Source organism: Bacillus sp. NPDC093026, from assembly GCF_044754665.1.
Taxonomy (GTDB): Bacteria; Bacillota; Bacilli; order Bacillales; family Bacillaceae; genus Bacillus; species Bacillus maqinnsis.
Map to the genome: position 1 here is coordinate 137477 of NZ_JBIVPN010000002.1, position 23563 is coordinate 161039.

At 40.9% G+C, this 23563-nt stretch carries 23 protein-coding genes and 1 pseudogene; 19 read left to right on the top strand and 5 right to left on the bottom strand.

Features of this window, described 5'->3' with window-relative positions; all coding sequences use genetic code 11:
• Window positions 1-107 precede the first annotated feature (107 nt).
• The gene (locus ACIQCE_RS05565) at window positions 108-245 is read left to right on the top strand and encodes a hypothetical protein (RefSeq protein ID WP_400493939.1); all 138 of its coding nucleotides are present in this window, start codon (window positions 108-110) and stop codon (window positions 243-245) included.
• Between the two features lie 212 nt (window positions 246-457).
• On the opposite strand, the gene ACIQCE_RS05570 is transcribed toward ACIQCE_RS05565, so the two are convergent.
• Entirely contained in the window at window positions 458-805 is a 348-nt protein-coding gene (locus tag ACIQCE_RS05570) for a helix-turn-helix domain-containing protein (RefSeq protein ID WP_400493940.1), read from the bottom strand.
• A 204-nt stretch (window positions 806-1009) separates the two neighbouring features.
• On the opposite strand from ACIQCE_RS05570, the gene ACIQCE_RS05575 reads away from it, so the two are divergent.
• The 7 genes and pseudogenes from ACIQCE_RS05575 to ACIQCE_RS05605 all read left to right on the top strand — a co-directional run bounded on the left by ACIQCE_RS05575 (window position 1010) and on the right by ACIQCE_RS05605 (window position 6629).
• Window positions 1010-1999, top strand: a complete 990-nt coding sequence (locus tag ACIQCE_RS05575) for an asparaginase (RefSeq protein ID WP_353854209.1) — start codon at window positions 1010-1012, stop codon at window positions 1997-1999.
• Between the two features lie 29 nt (window positions 2000-2028).
• A complete protein-coding gene (aspA, locus tag ACIQCE_RS05580; RefSeq protein ID WP_400493941.1) occupies window positions 2029-3453 on the top strand; it encodes an aspartate ammonia-lyase in 1425 nt (474 codons plus the stop codon).
• A 212-nt stretch (window positions 3454-3665) separates the two neighbouring features.
• A pseudogene (locus tag ACIQCE_RS05585) lies at window positions 3666-3746 on the top strand (hypothetical protein); the annotation flags it as partial.
• 419 nt (window positions 3747-4165) lie between these two features.
• On the top strand, window positions 4166-4591 hold the full coding sequence (locus ACIQCE_RS05590; RefSeq protein ID WP_353854211.1) for a YwqH-like family protein: 426 nt from the start codon (window positions 4166-4168) through the stop codon (window positions 4589-4591).
• A gap of 47 nt (window positions 4592-4638) precedes the next feature.
• Window positions 4639-4902 (top strand): YwqI/YxiC family protein, encoded by a 264-nt coding sequence (locus ACIQCE_RS05595; RefSeq protein WP_400493942.1) that lies wholly within the window; start codon window positions 4639-4641, stop codon window positions 4900-4902.
• A gap of 275 nt (window positions 4903-5177) precedes the next feature.
• Entirely contained in the window at window positions 5178-5603 is a 426-nt protein-coding gene (locus ACIQCE_RS05600) for a YwqH-like family protein (protein ID WP_400493943.1), read from the top strand.
• Between the two features lie 657 nt (window positions 5604-6260).
• Window positions 6261-6629: a VOC family protein gene (locus tag ACIQCE_RS05605; protein ID WP_400493944.1), complete on the top strand. Its 369-nt coding sequence runs from the start codon at window positions 6261-6263 to the stop codon at window positions 6627-6629.
• Window positions 6630-6973: 344 nt separating this feature from the next.
• Here ACIQCE_RS05605 and ribD read toward each other — a convergent pair whose 3' ends face one another.
• The 3 genes from ribD to ACIQCE_RS05620 are packed head-to-tail and all read right to left on the bottom strand — an operon-like array spanning window position 6974 to window position 9684.
• Entirely contained in the window at window positions 6974-8065 is a 1092-nt protein-coding gene (gene ribD, locus ACIQCE_RS05610; RefSeq protein ID WP_400493945.1) for a bifunctional diaminohydroxyphosphoribosylaminopyrimidine deaminase/5-amino-6-(5-phosphoribosylamino)uracil reductase RibD, read from the bottom strand.
• Window positions 8052-8813, bottom strand: coding sequence for a GTP cyclohydrolase II (locus ACIQCE_RS05615; protein WP_353854215.1), 762 nt, complete (start codon window positions 8811-8813; stop codon window positions 8052-8054). The genes ribD and ACIQCE_RS05615 overlap by 14 nt, the downstream gene beginning before the upstream one ends.
• The gene (locus ACIQCE_RS05620) at window positions 8770-9684 is read right to left on the bottom strand and encodes a VOC family protein (RefSeq protein WP_400493946.1); all 915 of its coding nucleotides are present in this window, start codon (window positions 9682-9684) and stop codon (window positions 8770-8772) included. Before ACIQCE_RS05620 ends, ACIQCE_RS05615 begins: the two co-directional genes overlap by 44 nt.
• Before the next feature lie 178 nt (window positions 9685-9862).
• Between ACIQCE_RS05620 and ACIQCE_RS05625 the strand changes: the two genes are divergently transcribed.
• The 5 genes from ACIQCE_RS05625 (at window position 9863) to cydC (ending at window position 16560) form a co-directional block, all read left to right on the top strand.
• Window positions 9863-10195: a winged helix-turn-helix transcriptional regulator gene (locus tag ACIQCE_RS05625; protein WP_400493947.1), complete on the top strand. Its 333-nt coding sequence runs from the start codon at window positions 9863-9865 to the stop codon at window positions 10193-10195.
• A gap of 489 nt (window positions 10196-10684) precedes the next feature.
• A complete protein-coding gene (locus tag ACIQCE_RS05630; RefSeq protein WP_400493948.1) occupies window positions 10685-12100 on the top strand; it encodes a cytochrome ubiquinol oxidase subunit I in 1416 nt (471 codons plus the stop codon).
• Window positions 12087-13103: a cytochrome d ubiquinol oxidase subunit II gene (gene cydB / locus ACIQCE_RS05635; RefSeq protein ID WP_400493949.1), complete on the top strand. Its 1017-nt coding sequence runs from the start codon at window positions 12087-12089 to the stop codon at window positions 13101-13103. The genes ACIQCE_RS05630 and cydB overlap by 14 nt, the downstream gene beginning before the upstream one ends.
• The gene (gene cydD, locus ACIQCE_RS05640) at window positions 13103-14830 is read left to right on the top strand and encodes a thiol reductant ABC exporter subunit CydD (protein ID WP_400493950.1); all 1728 of its coding nucleotides are present in this window, start codon (window positions 13103-13105) and stop codon (window positions 14828-14830) included. The genes cydB and cydD overlap by 1 nt, the downstream gene beginning before the upstream one ends.
• On the top strand, window positions 14827-16560 hold the full coding sequence (cydC, locus tag ACIQCE_RS05645) for a thiol reductant ABC exporter subunit CydC (protein WP_400493951.1): 1734 nt from the start codon (window positions 14827-14829) through the stop codon (window positions 16558-16560). Before cydD ends, cydC begins: the two co-directional genes overlap by 4 nt.
• Window positions 16561-16612: 52 nt before the next feature.
• Here cydC and ACIQCE_RS05650 read toward each other — a convergent pair whose 3' ends face one another.
• Window positions 16613-17644, bottom strand: a complete 1032-nt coding sequence (locus ACIQCE_RS05650) for a pectate lyase family protein (RefSeq protein ID WP_483861785.1) — start codon at window positions 17642-17644, stop codon at window positions 16613-16615.
• 487 nt (window positions 17645-18131) lie between these two features.
• Between ACIQCE_RS05650 and sigY the strand changes: the two genes are divergently transcribed.
• From sigY to ACIQCE_RS05680, 6 genes are all read left to right on the top strand, one after another.
• Window positions 18132-18665, top strand: a complete 534-nt coding sequence (sigY, locus tag ACIQCE_RS05655) for an RNA polymerase sigma factor SigY (protein WP_034321866.1) — start codon at window positions 18132-18134, stop codon at window positions 18663-18665.
• Window positions 18662-18973 carry a YxlC family protein gene (locus tag ACIQCE_RS05660; protein WP_034321869.1) on the top strand — a complete coding sequence of 104 codons (312 nt, stop codon included), beginning with the start codon at window positions 18662-18664 and terminating at the stop codon, window positions 18971-18973. The genes sigY and ACIQCE_RS05660 overlap by 4 nt, the downstream gene beginning before the upstream one ends.
• Window positions 18970-19182, top strand: a complete 213-nt coding sequence (locus tag ACIQCE_RS05665; RefSeq protein WP_034321872.1) for a hypothetical protein — start codon at window positions 18970-18972, stop codon at window positions 19180-19182. Before ACIQCE_RS05660 ends, ACIQCE_RS05665 begins: the two co-directional genes overlap by 4 nt.
• Before the next feature lie 311 nt (window positions 19183-19493).
• The gene (gene gdhA / locus ACIQCE_RS05670) at window positions 19494-20864 is read left to right on the top strand and encodes an NADP-specific glutamate dehydrogenase (RefSeq protein ID WP_400493952.1); all 1371 of its coding nucleotides are present in this window, start codon (window positions 19494-19496) and stop codon (window positions 20862-20864) included.
• A gap of 84 nt (window positions 20865-20948) precedes the next feature.
• On the top strand, window positions 20949-21062 hold the full coding sequence (locus tag ACIQCE_RS05675; protein ID WP_400493953.1) for a hypothetical protein: 114 nt from the start codon (window positions 20949-20951) through the stop codon (window positions 21060-21062).
• A gap of 517 nt (window positions 21063-21579) precedes the next feature.
• A complete protein-coding gene (locus ACIQCE_RS05680) occupies window positions 21580-23523 on the top strand; it encodes a BglG family transcription antiterminator (RefSeq protein ID WP_400493954.1) in 1944 nt (647 codons plus the stop codon).
• Window positions 23524-23563: the final 40 nt, after the last annotated feature.

Sequence of the window (23563 nt, forward strand, 5' to 3'; positions counted from 1 at the left end):
ATGTGCTGAATGGTTTTTTAGAGTGATTTTTTTGGTGTCTTTTTATTTATAATGAGAACATATAAAATCATCCATTTGTACGTTAAATTGGGAAAGGGGTGCGAAAGTTGGATTCAAGTCAAACGCTTGCGCTCACTCAAAAGTTTCAGGAAGCGGCTGAAGAGATTCGGCAGTCGAAGCGGAAATTCGAGAATGGGAAGAGCTTGAGCGAAAAAGACGAGAGGAAAAGAGAAGAAGGGATATAAAGACTATGGCATGTAACATTGCGGTGTTTTGAAAGGACCCGGATTCATGCTGTAGTGGATTAAGGGAAAAAAGCATTTGAGCTAGCGGGTAAGGTGTGAAAGCAGCCAATGACACCATTGATCAAGCAAATCAGGTGATACATAAAGGGATAGAACCACTGATATAATAAGCATAAAAGAGAGGACCATGTAAAGGGTGCCTCTCTTTTATTTTATACTTTCAGAGTGTTTTTCGCCCGAATAAAGGCAACAAGCTGTTTAATGTCTTCATCGGTTAGTGGAACGCCATCTACGAGGACGGTTCCTTCTTTTGCTTCCGTTAGTTCAATTTTGATATCAGAGATGTTACGTTGGAACTCTGGCTCGTCCGTTCTACCAAGTAAAAAATCAATGGACGTATCATACAAATCAGCGAGCAGCTTCACTGCTTCAAGCGAAGGTCGTCGGTATCCAGATTCGTAACCGGCATAGGTGCTTTTGGCGATACCTAGGCGATCTGCCGTATGCTGGAGAGACCATTTTTTCTTTTTTCTAAGGGTGGTTAAACGATCGAGTATCATACATGAACGCTCCTTTATATACAAACAGTATATCATATTCTTATTAAAAGTGTACGCGTAATGCGTAACAGTTTCTTGATTAATTCGCGTTATGTGACTATAATGGCAATGACGGTACGCGTAAAGCGTATATTATAGAATAGCACAAGGGAACTTATCATATGCGTGACAAACGAAGTCATTTTACTGAAAGAGGTGGACCTGTTGAAGAAACTATTACTTTTAACCACTGGTGGAACGATTGCATCTGTAGAAAGTGAAAATGGTTTAGCTCCTGGTGTCAAAGCTGAAGACCTTTTAAAATATTTAAACGAAATTAATGCTGAGTACACAATGGACACGAAGTCCCTTATGAGTATAGATAGTACAAATATGCAGCCTGAATATTGGGTGGATATCGCAACAGCCATTTATGAAAATTACGATCAATATGATGGCTTTGTCGTCACCCATGGAACAGATACAATGGCTTACACATCAGCAGCTCTTTCCTATATGCTGCAAAATCCTGATAAGCCAATCGTGATTACAGGCTCACAAATCCCTATCACGTTTAAGAAAACAGATGCAAAGAAAAACATCACAGATGCGATTCGCTTTGCATGTGACGGTGTAGGCGGAGTGTATGTCGTGTTTGATGGTCGGGTGATTCAAGGAACTCGTGCAATTAAACTAAGAACGAAAAGTTATGATGCATTTGAAAGTATTAACTACCCATATATTGCATCTATTGAAAATCATCAAATTGAATACAATAACAAAGTAAAAAGAACATCCATGAAACCGTTTAAATTAGATGCGTCTTTGAATACAGATGTATGCCTATTGAAACTGCACCCCGGTCTTAAGCCAGAGTTTTTAGATGCCATCAAAGGTGTGTACAAAGGTCTAGTGATCGAAAGCTATGGCAGCGGCGGAATTCCTTTTGAAGGAAGAAACCTTTTAGAAAAGATCAACGAACTGTTAGATGAAGGCATTTCTATTGTTATCACGACTCAATGTCTGGAGGAAGGGGAAGACATGAGTGTGTATGAAGTAGGGCGTAAGATCAATCAAGAACTTGTAGCACGTTCAAGAAATATGAATACTGAAGCCATCGTGCCAAAACTCATGTGGGCACTTGGTAAAACAACAGATCCAAGAGAAGTGAAAAAGATTATGGAAACACCAATCGCTGAAGATTTAGTGATTTAACCTATTTTATAGAAAGCAGGTCATATGAAATGGTTCACGCAACTTATCGCTACGAGAAAGATTTCCTTGGAGAAAAAGAAATTCCAGCAGATGTGTACTACGGCGTCCAAACCTTACGTGCAAAAGAGAATTTCCCGATTACTGGCTATCGCATGCACGAGGAACTGATTAGAGCCTTTGCCATCGTCAAAAAAGCGGCAGCTCTAGCCAATATGGAAGTTGGACGCTTATATGAAGGAATCGGCAATGCGATCGTCAAGGCCTCTGAAGAAGTCATTGAAGGAAAACTGCACGAGTACTTTATCGTTGATCCGATTCAAGGCGGCGCAGGAACTTCCATGAATATGAACGCTAATGAGGTCATTGGCAACAGAGCCTTAGAGATAATGGGACATCAAAAAGGTGAATACATTCATCTAAGTCCCAATACGCATGTCAACATGTCACAATCGACAAACGACTCATTTCCAACCGCTATTCATATTGCGGTGCTCAAGCAGTTAGACATTCTACTTGAGACGATGCAAGCAATGCAAGATGTGTTTCAAAAGAAAGCAAACGAATTCGATCATGTGATCAAAATGGGGCGAACGCATTTACAGGATGCTGTTCCAATTCGTTTAGGACAAGAATTTGAAGCATATAGCCGCGTAATAGGGCGTGATATCAAGCGTATTCATCAATCAAAGCAGCATTTATACGAAGTGAATATGGGTGCTACAGCCGTTGGGACTGGTTTAAACGCAGACCCTCGCTATATTGAGATTGTGGTGAAGAAACTCGCTGATATTTCTGGATTACCTCTTGTTGGGGCAGATCACCTTGTTGATGCGACTCAAAATACAGATGCTTATACAGAAGTATCCGCAGCTTTAAAAGTATGTATGATGAACATGTCTAAGATTGCCAATGACCTTCGTTTAATGGCATCTGGTCCGCGTGCAGGTCTTGCTGAAATTGCACTGCCAGCCCGTCAGCCTGGATCATCCATTATGCCTGGGAAAGTGAATCCCGTCATGGCAGAGCTCATTAACCAAATCGCTTTCCAAGTCATTGGGAATGATCACACCATCTGCCTTGCATCTGAAGCAGGTCAGCTTGAGTTAAATGTGATGGAACCTGTTTTAGTCTTTAACTTGCTGCAATCTATTAGTATCATGAATAACGGATTCCGTTCATTTACTGATCATTGCCTGACTGGTATTGAAGCAAATGAAAAACGTTTGAAAGAATATGTAGAAAAGAGTGCAGGTGTGATCACTGCAGTAAACCCTCATTTAGGTTATGAAGTAGCTGCAAGAATTGCTAGAGAAGCGATTTTAAAAGGTCAATCCATCAGAGATCTCTGCTTGCAGTATGATGTACTAACGGAAGAAGAACTTGATATTATTTTAAATCCTTACGAGATGACAAAGCCTGGTATTGCGGGTCAAGAGCTGCTTGAGCGGCAATAATATCAAAAATTTAATTTTTCTAAAATGACGAATTGCCTGTGAAAAAGAGAGAAGCAGGCAATTCGATTTCGTTCAATGGACGCACTCTTTCACAATAATTTGAAAACGCTTAACAGACGAACAAAGGAAGGAAAAAATGAAATCACCAGGTCTACTGTCTTTGATAGAAGTCGTGTCTGTGCTTGGTTTGTTTTTCGCAATCGTTTTTTCATTTACTCATTATTCACCCTAATATTTTCTTATTAGCTACACTTGTGATATGTGCCATTATGTCTATTGCAACAGGGACTTCTTGAGGCGTGTCCACATTCGAGGTTAAGCTTTGTTGTAATGAATCTTGTGATTATTTACGGGTACACAGGTCAATTCATTTGGACCAACAAAATAGAAAAGAATCGGCGCCGTAAAAGCCGTTTGAAAAAGTAAGTCACTTCTGATCGAGTGGCTTTTTAATGTCCTAGGACTTGATAACTATTCACTATACATAGAAGGAGAATGTGATTTTAGACCCCTTATAAAGAAGGACTAAAGGTGTAGCGTATGGCAGATTAAAAGCATATTTATGACAGAAAAAGAGTATAAATACCTATTTAAACATGAGTCTTTGAACCTTATAATAACAATATTGGAAAAAGTGCTATTCACCAGTGCGCTCGTTTAGATCTATCTCTAAGCAGCGTTTTTATTTTTTAGACAGGAGGGAGGAACCCTTATGAGCTTATCGGACATGCTTTCTGCCCTTAACGGCGGTATCTCAAGTAAACAAACAGAAATAGAAGAGAAAATAGCTCGACTAAAAAAAGCGAAAAGCAATGTGGAGAAAGAACAAGATGCGGCAGAAACAGACTTAAAGCAAATCAAGCAGCCAAAGCTTGGGACCTCTTGGAAAGGTGAGCGAAGCCAAGATTTCAATTCAGAGCGAAATGAAGCACACAATGCGCTACAAACGATCGTAAATGAACAATATCCTCGTTATGTAAGCCGTATCGAGTTTAAGATCAGTACATTAGAAGCCGAACTAGCAACGTTATCCTTTGCCAGTTCCTTAGCTGGAGATGCGGCACGTCTTGCTGAAAAAGGGGAAGACGCAGTGGAAGATGCAAAACGTTTGATCTCAAAAGCATGGAGTAGCTTGTAGAGCTACTTTACTAGCGGTTACATGAACAAATTTGGAGGATATCATAAATGGGACAAATTAAGTTAAACAATCAATTAGTCATGGGAAAACTAGATGAAGTCTCGCAAGCAGTAGAAGCCTTAATGATGAAAAAAGCATCAGATAAAGTTGGTGAAAACAGTTTGGAGTTTGTGTCAAAGTGGACAGTGCGTGAAGCTAAGATCAATGAAATGGTCTCTGCTTTTAAGAAGGCCCTCATCAAAAATGTCCAAGATACACGCTCCAATGTGAAGACCTTAAAAGAACAAGACGAAGCGATTGCTGCAAAATAAAGCAGGACACATTATTCGTTTTTGATATGAAGTGAAATGATAAATATAGACCTAAAGACTTATATAAGATTCGTGATTTATGGCTTTGATTTATTCCTTTTTCCTTCCAAAAATCTCGTTAAAAGGACACTTTTTCCTATTTGAGACTAAGTCTTTTCGCCTTATACTATAACAGGAAGCGAACGATAGAAATCAATAGAAAAAGTAGGTGCGCTTGCTAGATTCAATTGTTTCTTACGGAGTGTTTCGTAAGATGTCCAATAGAGGTGGATGACATGAATTTATCCGAGATGCTTCATCATTTGCATATGGGGATTGAAAACAAACGTGCGGAATTTGACGAAATGATCTCTCGGCTAAAGACAGCAAAAAGCAATATTCGTACAGAACAAGGTCTTGCACAGTCAGACATAACGGAAATTGAGAAGCCTGCTCTTGATTCGTCATGGAAGGGTAAAAGGGGAGCAGACTTTCATTGCCTTCGGAAAGAGGCCTTCAGTGCCATGCATCACATTGTGAACAATGAGTATGAACAATACATCACTGAAATTGACCAAAAAATCATGCACTTTGAATTGAAGAAAATGGAGCTTGCTGTCGCAAGTAACTTTGCGGGTAGAGCCCAGGATGTCATGGAAAAGGGCGAAGATTTTGCAATGGATGTAAAACAATTGATTGAACGGGGCTGGAAAGCTCTTTAATGAAATAAATGGGCAGCCGTCTATAGTGGACGGTTGTTTTTTCATGTTTCTCATCTTTTGTCACATCTAGCGCCGCCAATACTATCTCCATTACATGAAGCGTCGTGTGCATGATGGTGCATTGTTTGATCTGTACATGATGAAAATGATTCTGATCAGAAAAGGAAATTCTTCATTTGGTCTTAGGAATGATCTGATTAAAAGGATGAACAACAAGAGAATACAGCCGATAAAAAAGATAGTAAACATGTGATCTCTCCGCATAATTGCTTCTATACATGTGATACGATTAAAAAGAATAGAAGTTCCGATCACTTCTTCATAAAAGTATGGTTAAGTCTGTTATCATCACACATACAGAAAGAGAAGGATAATTTATAAATGATAAGGAAAAATATTTTTTTAGCTGTCGGCATTACACCGAATTCGCATTACACCGAGTCTTTCACCAGAAAGCTTTGGCAGGCTGGTAGAGGGGAATTCTTAGATTTTAGATCATAAATGTTCCACATGAAACATTTTACGACAAGTTTCACTATAACGAATCAATCAATCGACAATCACATACAGTGGTCTTGATCTGGATAGGTTTCAAATGTGATCATAAAAAGAGAATATAGTTTTTATGGTATTGAGAAAAGAAAGGAAGAGAGGATTATGTCAAATTTTTTTGGAATCGACCATGTTCAATTAGCTGCCCCAAAAGGTAGTGAAGAGAAAGCACGTTTGTTTTATGGCGAAATTTTAGGAATGGAAGAAATACCTAAGCCTAGTAATCTAGCTAAACGTGGAGGTGTCTGGTTTCAATGCGGCAATCATCAGCTTCACATTGGCATTCAGGATCAATTTCAAGCTGCAAAGAAAGCCCATCCGGCTTTTCTTGTAAAGAGTCTATCGGAATTAAAAGAGACATTAGTGAAACATCAAATTAGTATAAGAGAAGATGAGCCATTGGAAGGAGCGATCCGGTTCTACGTAGAAGATCCATTTGGAAATCGAATTGAATTCTTGCAGAGAATAGAATAGTAGACCGACATAAAAGGGGAAAATTAGACAATTTAGCTATTATCATTATTTTTATCATGGACTCTGTTCAATTATTACAACCTTTAATAATAATTATCGTTCATATGTTGTTGCAAATGACAGGCTCGTCGTACCTCCCATCGATGCAAGCATTTACTAAGGAACGGTTTGAAGAAAAAGATGGAAGTTGTGTTTTTCTTTCAAATCAACTCCCCTTTTACATCAAATACGTTTTTTACTAAATCAGAAACAGAAAATAATAAATGATTAATCCCTTTGATCGACAATTTTTTTCCCCATTTAAATAAAAGAGCTTGTAGACAAAATCTACAAGCTTTTGTTGTTCATTGATAAACGGGATAACCTGTTATTTTGATATCTTTCCCCAATTGTTCAATGGTGAGCTGATCAAGTTCAATCGCATCACTCATCAGGCTTATGCCTTCGCCTCCGAAAAAGGAAGGGGATTGTTGTCCCCCGATGAGTTTAGGTGCCATGTAGATGACAAGTTTATCAACGAGCTGCTGCTCTAAAAATGAAGCATTGACTTGTCCGCCGCCCTCAATCATCAGTGAGGAGATGTTCTTTTCTCCAAGCACCTGCAGTACGTCCTGTAAAAGCACTCGATGCTCTCCACCTGTCATAAAGACCTTTACGCCAGTAGCTTCTAGTGCTGCTCGTTTCTTCTCATCAGCTCGCTTCGTTGTAAAAATCCATGTAGGGGCAAGCTGATCGGTAACGACCTTTGCCGTTGGCGGTGTGGAGAGTGTAGAGTCTAAAATGACCCGTATCGGATGATGGCCATTTGGAATCCGAGCGGTTAAAGATGGATCATCATGAATAACGGTATTGGCACCGACCAAAATCGCATCATTGATACTGCGTATGTGGTGAGCGTCATAACGTGAAGCCTCTGATGTAATCCATTTGCTGTCAGAAGTAGCCGATGCAATTTTCCCATCTAGTGTGATGCCCGCTTTTAACGTCACGAAAGGCGTTTTCTTCGTAATAAAGTGATTAAACACTTCATTCATAAGGATGGATTCCTGCTCACATACACCTGTGATGACTTGAATGCCTGCCTCTTGTAAAATAGCGATTCCGCGACCAGCTACAAGTGGATTAGGGTCGAGTGCCGCAACCACAACAGTTTTGACACCGGCTTTTACAAGTGCTTCAGCACAAGGACCTGTGCGCCCATGGTGTGAACAAGGCTCTAGTGTCACATAAATCGTTGCCCCTTTTGCTTTTTCTCCAGCCATTCTAAGTGCATGAATTTCAGCGTGGGGTTCGCCGGCTTTCATATGAGCACCGACGCCCACAATCTCATTATTTCGCACAATCACAGCCCCGACAAGCGGATTCGGTGATGTCTGTCCTCTCATCGCCTGTGCATTTTCAAGGGCCAGCTTCATATATCGCTCATGATGTGGCAATTGTACGCACCTCTTGATCCGCTTTTATGTGACCTGAGCGGTTAATTTTTGTTTGCAAGTATTTTTCATTGAATTCTGAGACATCCCCCCAAAGCGGGATACGTCCAGAAAGTGAGAGGCCTGCATGACTGATGGCATCTGTTTTTTTCGGATTATTTGTAATGAGTCTCACTGGTTTTGTGCGCAATGTTTGAAGGACGGCGATCGCTTCTTCATATTGACGTGTATCATCCTCAAAGCCCAGCGCTTCATTTGCTTCCACTGTGTCATAACCATTTTCTTGAAGAATATAAGCCATGGCTTTGCTGAAAAGACCAATGCCGCGACCTTCATGGTTGGCTAAATAAAATAATGCACCAGCGCCATTTTCCTCAATCATGCGCATTGATTGTTTCAATTGGAACCCACAATCGCAACGTTTGCTCCCAAAAATATCGCCAGTATGGCAGATGGAGTGCATGCGAATGAATGCTTCGTCGGCATTTTCGAAATCTCCATATACAAGGACGCTAGATTGCTGGTGATCTGCAAGCTGTCGAGAAGAGAGGCTTTCAATGAGAGCTTCATCTGACAAAGCTTCTTTTCCCTCGTCCTTTAACCAAGAATACCATTTGAACATAACTGTTCTGCCGTCCAAGTTGATTGGCAGTTGAATAGGTCCAGTGATATATATATAACCATCATCTTGTTGTACTCGTTTGATTTTATCTTTTAAAATGGCTGTTTTCAGATCTGTCTGTTTGTCCATGTTCTGCACCTTCTTTTTTGTCTATTTCTTCAATCTGTAAACGAACGCGAATGCCAAATGGATCAACAAATTCGTTACTTTTTTCTATCGTTTCTACGTGAATGCCTGCTTCTGTCAGACGCTCTACGACGGATTGTCTGTCTGTTTCTTGTGGAAAAATGAGCGTATAGCTTCTAATTCCTGAAAAACTTGGATTAATGGCTCCTTTTCTTCCGCCTCCCCATGCATTAAAGGCAAGGTGGTGATGATACACACCATATGCGATAAATAGACTCGCTGGCGGAGCCATTCGGATATAAAAACCGAGCGTGTCCACATAAAATGAATTGGCTTCCTCTGGATTGAGATGGAAGTGCAAATGTCCCATGACTGTGCCAGCGGGGAGTCCTTCCCATGTGGAATCGGCTGCTTCTTGCATGAGACCATCTCCATCAAGCGGTGCATTTCCGCCACCTTTCAGTTCTCCATTTTCGCCTACCCAAATATCCTTAGGGCGGTCAGCATATATTTCAACACCAATGCCGTCAGGGTCACTTAAATAAATGGCTTCACTGAAATAGTGATCGCTTGCTCCAATTAAAGGATAGCCTTTTTTGATCACATGTGCCAGCCATGTGCCTAGGTTTTTTCTGGCAGGTAATAAAATAGCAAAATGATAAAGCCCTGGCTCATGATCAGGCTTTTTCTTCAAATGCACGTCTTCTTTTAGGAGGAGAATAGGTTCCTTTGCATTGTTTCCAAGTGTGATAGTTGAATCTGTTTGTTCTAATAACGTGAATCCTAAAATGTCTGTATAAAAAGGCAAGGAACGCTCAAAGTTGGAAACATGTAATTCTGTTAAACCTAATGTTAACTCCTCAATCATATTCAAGCTCGCTCATCTCCCTCATGTGATATGCATTGGCATGTTTAAATGTTTTTAAATAGCTATTGTAAATTTATACCTTGTTACTTTTAGTAACTAAACTATATAATAGTTAGTGACTTATTTCAAGTAATTAATTGTGTTATAATGAAAAAAAGTGGAGAAAAGCAGGAGGGAGTAAGAAATGCTTCAAGTAGACAGATGCCCAATTACAGATGCTATGGAGATTCTAGGGAAGAAATGGGTGATTCTGATCATCAATCAGCTTCTAACAGGACCCAAACGGTTTTGCCAGTTGGAAAACGAAATGAAAATTAGCGGACGACTATTATCCGAAAGGCTGAAGGATTTAGAAGCTGAAGGACTCGTTGAGAAAAAAGTATACCCAGTCATTCCGGTGCGGATTGAGTATGAATTAACGGAGCAAGGAAAGAAAGTTGAACCTGTCATCCGAGAAATGTATTCATGGTCTGTGGAGAGGCAAAAGAGCAGAAAAGGCGAACACTTGCCTTCTTAATCAATTTCGATCAGTATGACTGATCGAAATTTTTTTGTGCGATGTTCCAACATTCTAAATCAATTTTTCCATGAATTATGATTGGACAGATTGCTTAAAAACAATGTGCGTATCAAATCATCAGCGAAATACAGACATCTTTGCCGCTTTGGATGCAAAGGTTTAATTTTCAGCGTGTAGACAGAACATCGCACTGTTTTTTTCGGTTCATTCCATTCTGTCACATATTTTTGACAAAGTAGTCAAATAACTGACACAATACCATCCAATTTTTAGGTAAAATTTACTTTATTTTTGAATCGTATGGGTGTAAAGTACAGGTATAAATAACTAACCGAATGAAAAACAAGAGTAAAATTTCACTAGGAGCACCATTTCAGATGCACTCTTATTTGTGAAACATTGAACAAACAGTGAACTTATTGTGAAATGGTGAACATAGTGATTCCGAATCATTCGGCATATGAAAGTAAGGGAGGATGTAAAGCTGTGAGTGAGTTGTTTTTAGCAAGATTTCAATTTGCCTCAACGACATTATTTCATTTTATTTTTGTTCCTATATCTATAGGGTTGGTCTTTATCGTTGCATTGATGCAGACCCTCTATGTTGTAAAGAAAAAAGACATTTATAAAAAAATGGCGAAATTCTGGGGACACCTTTTCTTGATCAACTTTGCAGTAGGTGTGGTCACAGGGATACTGCAAGAATTTCAATTTGGAATGAACTGGTCTGATTACTCACGGTTTGTCGGTGATGTATTTGGTGCACCGCTTGCTATTGAGGCACTACTAGCCTTCTTTCTAGAGTCTACATTTATTGGGCTTTGGATTTTTGGTTGGGATCGTTTGCCGAAGAAAATTCATTTATTGTGCATTTGGCTTGTTTCCCTTGGTACGATCTTTTCAGCGTTTTGGATTTTATTAGCTAACTCATTTATGCAGGAGCCGGTCGGATTTGTCATTAAAAATGGCCGTGCAGAAATGAATGACTTTGGGGCACTTGTCACCAATCCGCAGCTCTGGGTAGAATTTCCGCACGTACTGTTCGGTGCACTTGCTACAGGCGCCTTCTTTATTGCGGGTGTTAGTGCGTATAAAATGATCAAAAAACAAGAAGTAGCCTTTTTCAAAAAATCATTCCAGCTTGCAATGGTTCTTGCTTTAATTTCTGGCTTAGGTGTTGCGTTCTCTGGACATGATCAAGCAAAGCATTTGATGAAATCACAGCCGATGAAGATGGCAGCAAGTGAAGCCCTTTGGAAGGATAGCGGGGATCCAGCTGCATGGACACTATTTGCCAATATTGACACAGATAAGAAAGAAAACTCTGGAGAAATCAATATTCCTTTTGCGTTAAGTTATCTGGCTTATCAGAAATTCAGTGGAGATGTTCCAGGAATGCTGTCACTTCAAAAGGAATATGAAGCAAAGTATGGTCCAGGAGATTATATTCCACCAGTGAAAACGACGTTTTGGAGCTTTAGAATCATGGTAGGTTCAGGTATGCTCATGATTTTTGCCAGTATGTTTGGATTGTACTTGAGTTTTAGAAAGAAACTTGAATCAAACAAATGGTATTTACGTTTCATGGTTTGGATGATAGCTTTCCCATTTATTGCGAATGCAGCAGGCTGGATTATGACGGAAATTGGGCGTCAGCCGTGGACTGTTTTCGGCATGATGACAACGGCACAATCAATCTCGCCAAACGTTTCATATGGCATGCTTCTCTTCTCAGTCATTAGCTTTACGACTATTTATCTGATTCTTGCAATTGTGCTGGCGTACTTGTTTGTTCGTGAAATTAAAAAAGGTGCACATTCTGAAGATGACAAACATCTAAAGGATGAAACGGACCTATCTACAGATCCATTTGATGGAGGCGCATATCATGGCATATCTTAATGAGATTTGGTTTATGCTTGTCGCAGTGTTGTTTGTTGGGTTTTTCTTTTTAGAAGGATTTGATTTCGGTGTAGGTATGTCCATGCAGCTACTTGGTCAAAACGCACATGAGCGCCGTATTTTAATCAATACCATCGGACCATTTTGGGATGCAAATGAGGTCTGGCTCATTACAGCAGGCGGGGCGATTTTCGCTGCATTTCCTCACTGGTATGCCACGATGTTTAGTGGGTACTATATTCCGTTTACCGTTCTTTTGTTAGCACTCATAGGGCGAGGGGTCGCCTTTGAGTTTCGAGGAAAGGTTGAGAAAGCCTCTTGGACCAAAACTTGGGACTGGGTGATCTTCTTTGGTAGCCTGCTTCCGCCATTTTTACTAGGTGTTTTATTTACAAGCATTTTACGCGGAATGCCGATTGATCAAAGCATGAATATGTACGCTGGTTTTACAGACTTTGTGAATCTCTATTCGTTGATTGGCGGCGTGACGGTCACAGTCCTATGCCTCCTGCACGGATTGATTTTCGTTACGCTTCGAACAGAAGGGGATTTAAAACAGCGTGCAAGAAGGCTCGGTCAGCGTGTATTGCTGATTGCACTGCCACTCCTCGTCTTATTTGTCGGTGTGTCGATCATGGAAACCGATATTTATACAGTGCGCCCGATCATCACCATTCCTTTAACTGTGCTGATTGTGGTCTGTTATGTAGCCGCATTTGCGTTCATGAAAAAAGAGCGTGATGGATGGACATTCTTGTTCACAGGATCAGGCATCATGGTCACAGTAACGATGCTCTTTGCCGCATTGTTCCCGCGCGTGATGATTAGTTCAATCGATCATGCGTTTGACCTAACGATTCAAAACGCTGCATCAGGTTCTTATTCACTGACGGTGATGACGATTGTGACCATTTCTTTGCTGCCTTTTGTGCTTGGGTATCAAATATGGAGCTATTACGTCTTCCGTAAGCGTGTAAGCGGTAAGGAGCCAATGACGTACTAATGGATAAACGTTTGCTTCAATTAAAAGGAATGAGAGGGCTACTTGCCCTCTTAGGTATTGTGTCGCTCATCCAAGCAGCAAGCATCATCTTTCAAGCACAGTGGCTGGCACATGCTATTACAACGCTGTTTGACGGAAAAAGCCTCACGCAGGCTACTCCCTATGTTTTGCTGTTCCTTGCTGCCTTTGCGGTGCGACATTGCTTAACCTTGATTCGAGAAAAAGTCATGTTTGTCTATTCCTCTCGAATTGGTGCAGACGTGCGGAAACAGCTTCTGGACCAACTATTCCGTTTAGGTCCGGGCTTCGCAAAGAAAAAAGGAACAGGAAAACTTGTGACATTAGCAATGGAGGGGATCGCTCAGTATCGTCAGTACTTACAACTGTTTTTGCCTAAAATGGTGAATATGGCAGTCATTCCGGTCATGGTGCTCATCTATATATGGATATTAGATGAGACATCTGCCGTTATTTTGATCGTGACGTTGCCGATTTTAATAGTTTTTATGATTTTGCTTGGACTTGTAGCCCAGCGAAAAGCGGTCAAACAGTGGAGTTCGTATGAGAAATTATCCAATCATTTTACTGATTCACTCCGTGGTCTGGAAACGCTTCGTTACTTAGGTATCAGCAAAAAACATTCCCGCAATATTGCGGAGGTGTCGAAGCGATATCGAAAGGCGACCATGAGCACGTTGAAAGTGGCATTTCTTTCATCATTTGCACTTGATTTCTTTTCGATGTTATCCATTGCTACCGTCGCTGTGTTCCTTGGCTTACGGTTAATTGACGGTGATCTTCTGTTATTGCCGGCTTTGACAACGTTAATGCTTGCACCTGAATATTTCTTACCAGTACGAGAGGTTGGGAATGACTATCATGCGACCTTAAATGGAAAAGAAGCGAATGAAGCCATCCAGGTCATTTTAGATGAGAAGGGCTTTCGGACGCAGGATACACAATCAATACAGCTCAATCGGTGGACAGACCAAGACGTGCTGTCACTACAAGATATTTGTGTCTTGCATGAAAAAAATGCTCCTTATTCGATTCAAGATGTAGACATTACTGTTAAAGGAAAGAAAAAGATTGGCATCATTGGTGCAAGTGGTGCGGGTAAATCGACGTTAACAGATGTTCTTGGTGGCTTTGTAGAGCCGTCTGCTGGTCAAATGATGATAAACGGTCAGCCACTTTATCATCTGCAGATGAATTCGTGGCAAAAGGAAGTCGTCTATATGCCGCAGCATCCTTATTTGTTTCACACTACTTTAAAGGAAAACATCCGTTTTTATGAACCGAATGCAACAGATGAAGAGGTGGAAAGAGCTGCTGAAGAGGCAGGTTTATCACAGTTAGTGGCCCAGCTTCCAAACGGTTTTGATGAGGTGATTGGAGAACAGGGGAGAGGGCTAAGTGGCGGGCAGGCGCAACGAATTGCACTCGCTCGAACCGTTCTATGTCAGCGTTCAATTATGCTTTTAGATGAACCAACTGCTCACCTCGACATTGAGACAGAGTATGAGTTGAAGAAAACCATGCTTCCGTTATTTGAAGACAAGCTGGTGTTTCTTGCGACACATCGGCTTCATTGGATGACAGATATGGATGAGATCATTGTCATGGATCAAGGAACAATTGCGGAGATGGGGACGCATGAGTCATTAATGAAAAGAAAAGGTGTGTACTATCAATTGGTACAGGAGCAAATGGGGGCGGTTACGTGATCAGTAAAGGTTGGTTTATACCGTATATCAAGGAGAATCAAAAGTTGTTTGCCTTGGTGATTTTTTTAGGAGCTGTTGCTGAGTTCTCCGCTTCCATGCTGATGTATACCTCGGGGTTTCTCATATCAAAAGCGGCGACAAGACCTGAGAATATTTTAATGGTATACGTGCCGATTGTGGCAGTGCGGACATTTGGAATCTCGCGTTCCGCAGCTCGTTATGCGGAGAAGCTTGCGAGCCATCAATTGATTTTAACCATGATTGAAAAAATGCGAGTACGCTTGTATGACATGGCTGAACGAAGTGCCAAACAGAAAAGGCTTGGAACAGGTGAAATGCTTGGGCTTTTGTCAGAAGATGTAGAGCGATTGCAGGATGCTTATTTAAAAACAATCTTTCCGTCCATTGGCGCATTGCTTTTATATGCTGCATCAATTGGTGCACTAGGACGATTTTCATGGTCATTTGCTGGTTTGATGCTGCTCTATATGGCACTTTTGGTGTTTGTCTTCCCATACATCACAGTACTTGTCAATCGGGCAAGGCAAATCCAAATGAAAAAAGGCAGAAATGAACTGTACAGTCATTTAACGGATGCTGTTATGGGTGTTAGTGATTGGTTGTTTAGCGGCAGACAAAAAGATTTTGTTGAAGGCTATGAACAGAAAGAGGCACAATTGTTAAAACTTGAAGCAGCAAAACAGCGGTTTATCCGTTTGCGTCAATTTCTTGTGCAGCTTGTCGTTGGAGGAGCTGTCGTGATGGTGGTTTATTGGAGCGGCTCGGTCGTACAGTCAGGATCTATGTCGCACACACTGATTGCAGCCTTTGTGCTTGTGCTGTTTCCGTTAACGGAAGCATTTATGCCCCTATCCGATGCAGCAGGTGAAATTCCTGTTTATCAGCATGCTGTGAGCCGATTAACTCAATACGAGAAGCAGTCGTTTGAAGGGTCTTTTGACAAGGTTGCACTGAATCAGTCAACTGTTCCTGATGATCAAATGGTCTGTTTTAATCAAGTGTTCTTTGGCTATGACGAGCAGAACCAAGTGCTTCAGGGGTTGTCATTTTCGCTCAAGCAAGGTGAAGCACTCGCCCTCTTAGGAAAAAGCGGCGCAGGAAAGTCAACGGTATTAAAATTATTAGAAGGTGCTGTCCTTCCAAATCAAGGATTTGTGAGCATTCAAGGAATGCCGGTGCAGCGTATTCAAGAACATATATCAGATTATGTGTCTGTTCTCAATCAACAGCCATATTTATTTGATACTTCTGTTTTGAATAATATTCGACTAGGCTCACCAGAAGCGACAGAGGAGCAGGTGAAAGAAGCGGCTAGACAGGTGCAACTTCACGATAAAATTGAGTCGCTTCCAGAAAGTTATCAAACAGGCGTACAAGAGACAGGGGTTCGTTTCTCAGGTGGGGAAAGGCAGCGTATTGCGCTGGCTCGTATCTTGTTGCAAAATACGCCGATTGTCGTATTGGATGAACCAACTGTTGGACTTGATCCTCGTACGGAACGTGATTTGCTTAAAACGATATTCCATGTTTTAAAAGGGAAAACGGTGATTTGGATCACTCATCACCTGACAGGCTGTGAAGCATGTGATCAGATCATGTTTATTGAAAATGGACAAATCGAAATGAAGGGACATCACCAAGAATTACTCAAGGAAAGCCCGCGTTATCAAAGGTTGTATCAAATGGATCGTCCGTTTTCTACCATTTAAATAAATGAGAAGAGCGTTCGGACAGGTGATCTGCCCGAACGTTTTGTATGGTTTATGGGTTTATTTTTCCAACACCAGTATTTGATAAAACTTCTGATTTGACATTGTTCACGTTAAGCAAAGAGTAGCTATAAGGAAGATTGTACGTACCTGTTGAAGACGTTGGTAGACTGCCTGTGCTGTTAATATAGGAGTTGTTGATAACATGCCATGTTCCAACTTGACGGCTGTCCCAGCTACCAATGGCATTATTCGTATTTTCAAATACGTTGTGCTCAATTCTCATCTTTGCGCCCATACGAGAGTTAATGGCTGTTGTTTGGATGCCTTTATAATAGTTGTTATACAAATGACCTTCTCCGTAACGCATGGATGGTACACGAGAGTTCAAGTTTTCAAAGCGATTGTTGTGGAAGGTGATTTTACGGTTGTAGTTGTCGTTATCAGAGCTACCCATGAGCATTGTTTTCCAGCTATCATGCACATAGTTCCAAGAAAAAGTAATGTAATCAGAGTCATTTTTGACGTCAAATAAGCCGTCGTAGTCATCCTTATCAGAGTTTAAGGTGTTATACAGTTCATTATGATCTACCCACACGTTTTTAGAACCGCCTTCGATTCCGATAGCATCCTTATCGCCAATTTTGCTGTGATGGATTTTGAGGTTACGGATGATCACATTATTCGCTCGCCATATCTTAATGCCAATTCCGTTAAATTCGCCTTTCGTGCCTTTACCGACGATGGAGACATTGTTTGTATCTTTGACATCAATTTTATTTGCAGATGTATTAGAAGGGGTAATCGTCCCGTCTACAATGATTTTTAATTTTTCATTTGTACCTTTACTTTTAAGGGCGGCTAATAGTTCATTTCCGGTTTTTACTGTCACTGTTTTACCGCCTTCACCGCCTGTTGTGCCGCCATTCAACGTGGAGAATCCTTGCTGATTAAAATTGGCCATAATAGAAGGACTTTCTGGATATTTGGCTGCCGCTTTTGCCTCCCCATTTGGTGCAAATAATGAAGTCACGAGACCAACCGCTAACACACCAGCTAACATTGGAACTTTTTTCTTCAAAATCAACCTCTCCATTCTATATCGATTTAATGTAAACGTTTCCAAAATAAGCTGCGATTCAAACGCTCCTCCTTCTTTCGCCGGCATCGCCTCATTCGGAATGTAGGAAGAGCATAGCACGCGAAAAGGTATCATCGGCTAAGAATTGGCGCAGTGTATTCCGGGATTTTCTAGGAAACTAAGGCGATGATTATTTCATTTTCATCTAAATGAGACAAGGACCATTGACGATAGGTATTGGGATGACATCATGATTATGGGGGAGAGGCTATCCGTTTCATAGAAAATCAAGATGATTACGAAAACATCATTTTGTTAGAGACGAAGGAATGTCATAATCATTACATAAGAAAAAAATGGATGTAAAACGAACCAATGACCGGATCAACAGGGAGAAAAGGAGACATTTTAAAAAATAGAGCCTATTTTGAACGATGTCGTCATCCATGTCGTCTCATGAATAAGAGAAGAAGAGGAAGGAGGGACGTGTTTGGAGCAGACAGAAGAGACATTATTGATTCAGCGGGCAAAACAGGGAGATGATGCCGCATTTACAGCCCTTTATCGGCAACACTATTCCTTTCTTTACCGGTATATGATGAAGCTCACCCTTCAACAAGAGCTGGCAGAAGAAATCATGCAAGAGACGATGCTGAAAGCGTACATGAAACTTTCTTCATTTAGAGGAGATTCCTTATTTTCAACATGGCTCATCTCCATTGCATCGAGACAATTTTTAGATCACCAAAAGAAAAGAAAACGTGAACAAATGAGAGAAGGGAAGGCAAATCAAGAAGCCATACGCCGCTTCAAATGGGACGTTCAGCAAAAGGGACACACATGGCATGAGATGTGGGATGCTTTAAATGAATTGAAGGCTCAGGAGAGGGCACCGATTATTCTACATTATTATTATGGCTTTACTTACCCAGAAATCGCTTCAATGCTCGGTATGAGAGAAGGCACTGTGAAGTCGAGAGTTCATCATGGATTAAAGAAAATTCGAAAGGAGTGGTTCTTATGAAGGAAGATCGTTTTACCGAACGTTTAAAAGAAGAGTTACAGCAGCTAGATGAACAAATTGAAGTGGAAAAGCCAAGTGAGCAGGCTGTCATGATGATGCTAAAGCAGGCAAAGGAAAAAGAAAAAAGACGTTTTAAACAAGAAATGCTGGCGTACGTTCTCATCAGTCTCACCATTCTGGCACTTTTTGCGGCTGCCATCACCCATTTGCCTATTATTTTAATTCTTCTCCAAGTGGTGAGCGTCCCGCTTTGTGTAGTAGTAGGCATTAAGGAATATCAACACATTAAAGGAGGGTCTTCCTTATGAGTCAGACGGAAATGATCATCTTATTGTGCGCATTGCCGTTATTATTTGCACAGGGATTTCTTTTGTTTATGGATGCCAAAAAAAGAGGGCGTTATAAGTGGTTCTGGGGCATTGTTGGTTTAATTAACTTCCCATCGTCTTCAATTTTATATTGGCTTTGTGTCGTATTACCTGATCGAAAAAGAGGCGAGAATCTCCGAAAGGATTGAACGCGTACCATCAAACTTTTGACCCTTTTTTCGTTTTGAAATCATCTAGAAATAATAGATGGTTCATCAATATGTCAAAGATGGCGGGATACAGGAAGTCCAATTGATCATTTCTAGCACAATAGTCATTCCTTGAGCGGTTATTTTTAAAGACAATAGTTGCTGCTGCTTGATCCATCTCAATTCGGCATCATTTTCATCTGTTATCAATATTGATCATATTTTACAAATGATGTTAAATTAGTCTCAATATGCGTTAGAAAATCTAACAATCAAATGTGTGAAGTTATCTACAAGGAGGCAAATGAGACATGTTGACCTTAGATCGAGCAGCACAAACAGCTCAAAGCTATATCCACCGCGTTTTAGAGGATGTGGAAAAAAGGAATCCAGGAGAGGAAGAATTCCTGCAAGCTGTCAAAGAAATTCTGGATTCACTCGTCCCCGTTTTTGCGAAGCATCCAGAGTATGAAAAACTAGCGATATTAGAAAGGTTAGTTGAGCCAGAGCGGCTTGTCGTTTTTCGTGTGCCATGGGTAGACGATGCAGGCAAAGTACAAGTGAACAGAGGATTTAGGGTTCAATTTAATAGTGCCATCGGTCCTTATAAAGGAGGCATTCGGTTTCATCCATCTGTTAATGCGAGTATCATTAAATTTTTAGGATTTGAACAAATTTTTAAAAATGCACTGACAGGTTTACCCATTGGGGGAGGGAAAGGCGGAGCTGATTTTGACCCGAAAGGAAAGTCTGACGGGGAAATCATGCGTTTTGTCCAAAGCTTTATGAGTGAGCTTAGTCGATATATTGGACCTGATCAAGATGTTCCAGCAGGGGATATTGGAGTAGGCGCACGCGAGATTGGTTATATGTTCGGTCAATACAAAAAAATGCGAGGTGCTTATGAAGCTGGTGTTCTCACAGGGAAAAGTCCTGGGGTTGGCGGCAGTTTAGTGAGAAAAGAGGCGACAGGATACGGACTTGTCTACTTTATGGAGGAAATGTTGAAATCTCATGAACTGCAATTTGAAGGTCGATCAGTTGTCGTTTCAGGCTCGGGAAATGTCTCCATTTATGCAATGGAAAAGGTGATGGAGCTAGGTGGAAAGGTTGTCGCTTGCAGTGATTCAAGTGGTTGTATTTATGACCCTAAAGGCATTTCACTTGATACAGTCAAGCGGCTGAAAGAAGTCGACAATAAGCGAATTCAAGTATACACAGATGTTCATCCGCATGCTGAATTTATTGAAGATTATGAACAAATTTGGTCAATTCCATGTGACATTGCACTGCCGTGTGCCACCCAAAATGAGATATCAGAGACGCATGCGAAGCAACTTGTGGCAAATGGCGTGTTGGCTGTGGGAGAAGGTGCAAATATGCCATCAACCCTTAAGGCAGTGAAAGTATTTGAGGAACACGGCATTCTGTTTGCACCAGCAAAAGCAGCAAACGCTGGCGGAGTGGGCGTTTCTGCATTAGAGATGGCACAAAACAGTGCGAAGATGTCGTGGACATTTGAGGAAGTAGATCGTCAGTTGAAACAAATGATGCAATCCATTTACCGACATTGTATCAAGACAGCAGATGAATACGGACACTCCGGGAACTTAATTGTAGGAGCGAATATTGCAGGATTTCGTAAAGTAGCAGATGCAATGATCGCACAAGGTGTTATATAACTCCTGCTCCCTCTGCATCTGTTTATTTCATGACAAGATTGGGAATAGTCTTGTATGAATGACAATAAGGAGGCACAGGAGATCATGAAAAAATGGCTGAAACAAATTGTCAAATGGGCACCAGTTATATATCCATTGTTGAGAAAAATATATAAAGAACGGAAAACATCAAAAAGTCGGAACGTCACAGCCGGATAATCCGGCTTTTTTTTTTTGGAGTTCAGTGTTTGATACAAAAGAAAGAAAACATCACTACATATGCATGGGGTTGGACCGCTTACATGCTCTCTTTCTTTTCAGTAGAAAAAACGAATGTTTGAAAGACATAAAGGTATAAAGCTATCCGCGTAAAAAGTTTTTTCGGATGTTCCTTTACAGGCAATCTCAATTAAATCACATGCACTTGAGCATTTAAGCATGCGGCAGGTACACATAAAAAAAGCGCGTCATGTATACTTTGTTAATCACCTCATAAATAAGGGCGAATACACTAAGGTGTATCGTCTTTTTTTATGACTTCCATTGTGCGATGAAGAGGGAGATTAATAGATCATTGGTTACGTTTATTAGTATAAATAGAGCCTTTTGTCATATAAATAAGTTGGTCATTTTTATTTCTTTTCAGTAGAATATGGATAATGAAGAGAACCTGCAAGCGCATACAACTTAACCAGTCAAGGCAGATTCTCCATCCTCAAATAAGGAGGTCGATCCTATGTTGAGTAAAAGGCTGGCTCACATATTAAGTCAGCTCATGGCAACTGAAACCCCTCTGTCGAGCTCTGTCCTTTCTGTCAGCCTGCAAGTGACAAGCCGCACCATTCGAACCGACATCAAGGAATTAAATGAACGTCTAGCCCCTTATCATGCTGCTGTATTAGCTGTTAAAGGAGCTGGGTATGAGCTGTTAATCAAAGATGAGAATGCTTTTCGCCGTTTTATGAAGGAGGAGGTCGAGCAGGAAGAGCCTCTAGCCGTCCTGCCGGAAGAGCGTGTTCTGTTTATTTTAAAAAAGCTTCTCTTAGCTGAGCAATATGTGAAGCTAGAAGATTTACAGGAGCATCTGTTTATTAGTAAATCGACGATGAGTAACGATATGAAGTCGGTCAAACGTAAACTTGAGCCATTTGAGTTAACGCTCGAAGCAAAACCGAATAAAGGCTACCGGATTCAAGGTTCAGAGATGAAAATCCGCTATTGTATGTCAGAATATTTATTCAATGAGCGCCGATCCTACCAAACTATAATAAGCACAGCTGTGACTATTTTGCCAAAACACGAGTTAGAGTTAATTCAGAAAACGGTGATTGATTATATAAACGAGGAGAGAATGAATCTATCGGATATATGCATGAATAATTTGATTGTCCACGTGGCCATTGCCTGTAAACGAATTAGACACGGAAATTATGTATCTGTTCTTCCAGAGGAAATTAAAGAGATTCCCCGTGCAAAGGAATACGAGGTAGCAAAGAAAATGGTGGAGCGTCTTGAAGGTTTGCTAGATGTCTTATTTCCACAAGAGGAGATTGTATATATCGCCATTCATTTGCTTGGAACGGCAAAAATGGTGCAATCTTTTTCAACGAGTGGGCAAAAGCAAATTGTGGATGATGACACGAGCCGCCTTGTCCAGAAAATGCTGGCGGCTATTGATCAAAAGCTGCAACTTGATTTAGCGGATGATGCGGAATTAATGATCGGATTAAGCCTACACTTAAAACCGGCGATGAACCGCTGTAAATACGGAATGAACTTAAGAAATCCTATGCTGGATGAGATTAAGGCAGGGTTTCCAATAGCTTTTGAAGCAGGAATTGTCGCAAGCAAAATCATTGAAGAACAGACAGGACTGCCAATTCATGAGAATGAGATTGGATATATGGCGTTACATTTTGGTGCTGCCTTAGAGCGGAGAAAGATGGAGATTCCGCCAAAGCGTTGTCTCATTGTATGTGCATCGGGTGCAGGTAGTGCGCGGCTCTTGCAAGACCGTTTGCGGTCACAATTTGGGTCAAAACTGACCATCTTAGGAACGGCAGAGCTTTATTCACTTCCTCATGTCTCCTTACATGCGCTGGATTTGATGATTAGCACCGTACCTATTCAGTTGGAGTTACCTATTCCGGTAATCCAAGTGAATACCATATTGGGAGGCAGTGACTTTCAGAAAATTGAAGAAGCCCTTACGAGTGAAACAAGGGTGACATTGGCATCACAATATATAAAAAAGGAATTAGTCTTTACAAAACGTGCATTTCAAACAAAGGAAGAAGTCATCATCTTTCTCACCAAAAAAGTAATTGATATGGGTTTGGCGCCAGTCGATCTGACACAATCCGTCTTGGAAAGAGAGCAGGCAGCGCCTACCTCTTTTGGTCATGATACAGCAATCCCACACCCCATGACACCAATGACAGAAGAGACATGTTGGGCAATATGTACATTAGAAAAACCAATCGCTTGGGGTGACAAAAAAGTCCAATTTGTCTGCCTACTTTGTGTAGAAAAAGAGAACGCCAACGATTTAAAGGGAATGTACCGACTGCTAGGAGAGCTTGTGCACAATGTCAAATTAATTCATCACCTAATCGCCTGTGATACGTTTGAAGACATGCTAGATGTAATGTTTAAAAAGCTTCCTTCGTACAAGAACTAACGTTGTGATATTAACTTTTTCCGCTTCCTATAGGAAAAAG

Coding starts and splice junctions, on each gene's coding strand:
- ACIQCE_RS05570 (WP_400493940.1), bottom strand. CDS start 805: ATGATACTCGATCGTTTAACCACCCTTAGAAAAAAGAAAAAATGGTCT.
- aspA (WP_400493941.1), top strand. CDS start 2,029: ATGGTTCACGCAACTTATCGCTACGAGAAAGATTTCCTTGGAGAAAAA.
- ACIQCE_RS05590 (WP_353854211.1), top strand. CDS start 4,166: ATGAGCTTATCGGACATGCTTTCTGCCCTTAACGGCGGTATCTCAAGT.
- ACIQCE_RS05595 (WP_400493942.1), top strand. CDS start 4,639: ATGGGACAAATTAAGTTAAACAATCAATTAGTCATGGGAAAACTAGAT.
- ACIQCE_RS05600 (WP_400493943.1), top strand. CDS start 5,178: ATGAATTTATCCGAGATGCTTCATCATTTGCATATGGGGATTGAAAAC.
- ACIQCE_RS05605 (WP_400493944.1), top strand. CDS start 6,261: ATGTCAAATTTTTTTGGAATCGACCATGTTCAATTAGCTGCCCCAAAA.
- ACIQCE_RS05615 (WP_353854215.1), bottom strand. CDS start 8,813: ATGGACAAACAGACAGATCTGAAAACAGCCATTTTAAAAGATAAAATC.
- ACIQCE_RS05625 (WP_400493947.1), top strand. CDS start 9,863: ATGCTTCAAGTAGACAGATGCCCAATTACAGATGCTATGGAGATTCTA.
- cydB (WP_400493949.1), top strand. CDS start 12,087: ATGGCATATCTTAATGAGATTTGGTTTATGCTTGTCGCAGTGTTGTTT.
- cydD (WP_400493950.1), top strand. CDS start 13,103: ATGGATAAACGTTTGCTTCAATTAAAAGGAATGAGAGGGCTACTTGCC.
- ACIQCE_RS05660 (WP_034321869.1), top strand. CDS start 18,662: ATGAAGGAAGATCGTTTTACCGAACGTTTAAAAGAAGAGTTACAGCAG.
- ACIQCE_RS05665 (WP_034321872.1), top strand. CDS start 18,970: ATGAGTCAGACGGAAATGATCATCTTATTGTGCGCATTGCCGTTATTA.
- gdhA (WP_400493952.1), top strand. CDS start 19,494: ATGTTGACCTTAGATCGAGCAGCACAAACAGCTCAAAGCTATATCCAC.
- ACIQCE_RS05675 (WP_400493953.1), top strand. CDS start 20,949: ATGAAAAAATGGCTGAAACAAATTGTCAAATGGGCACCAGTTATATAT.
- ACIQCE_RS05680 (WP_400493954.1), top strand. CDS start 21,580: ATGTTGAGTAAAAGGCTGGCTCACATATTAAGTCAGCTCATGGCAACT.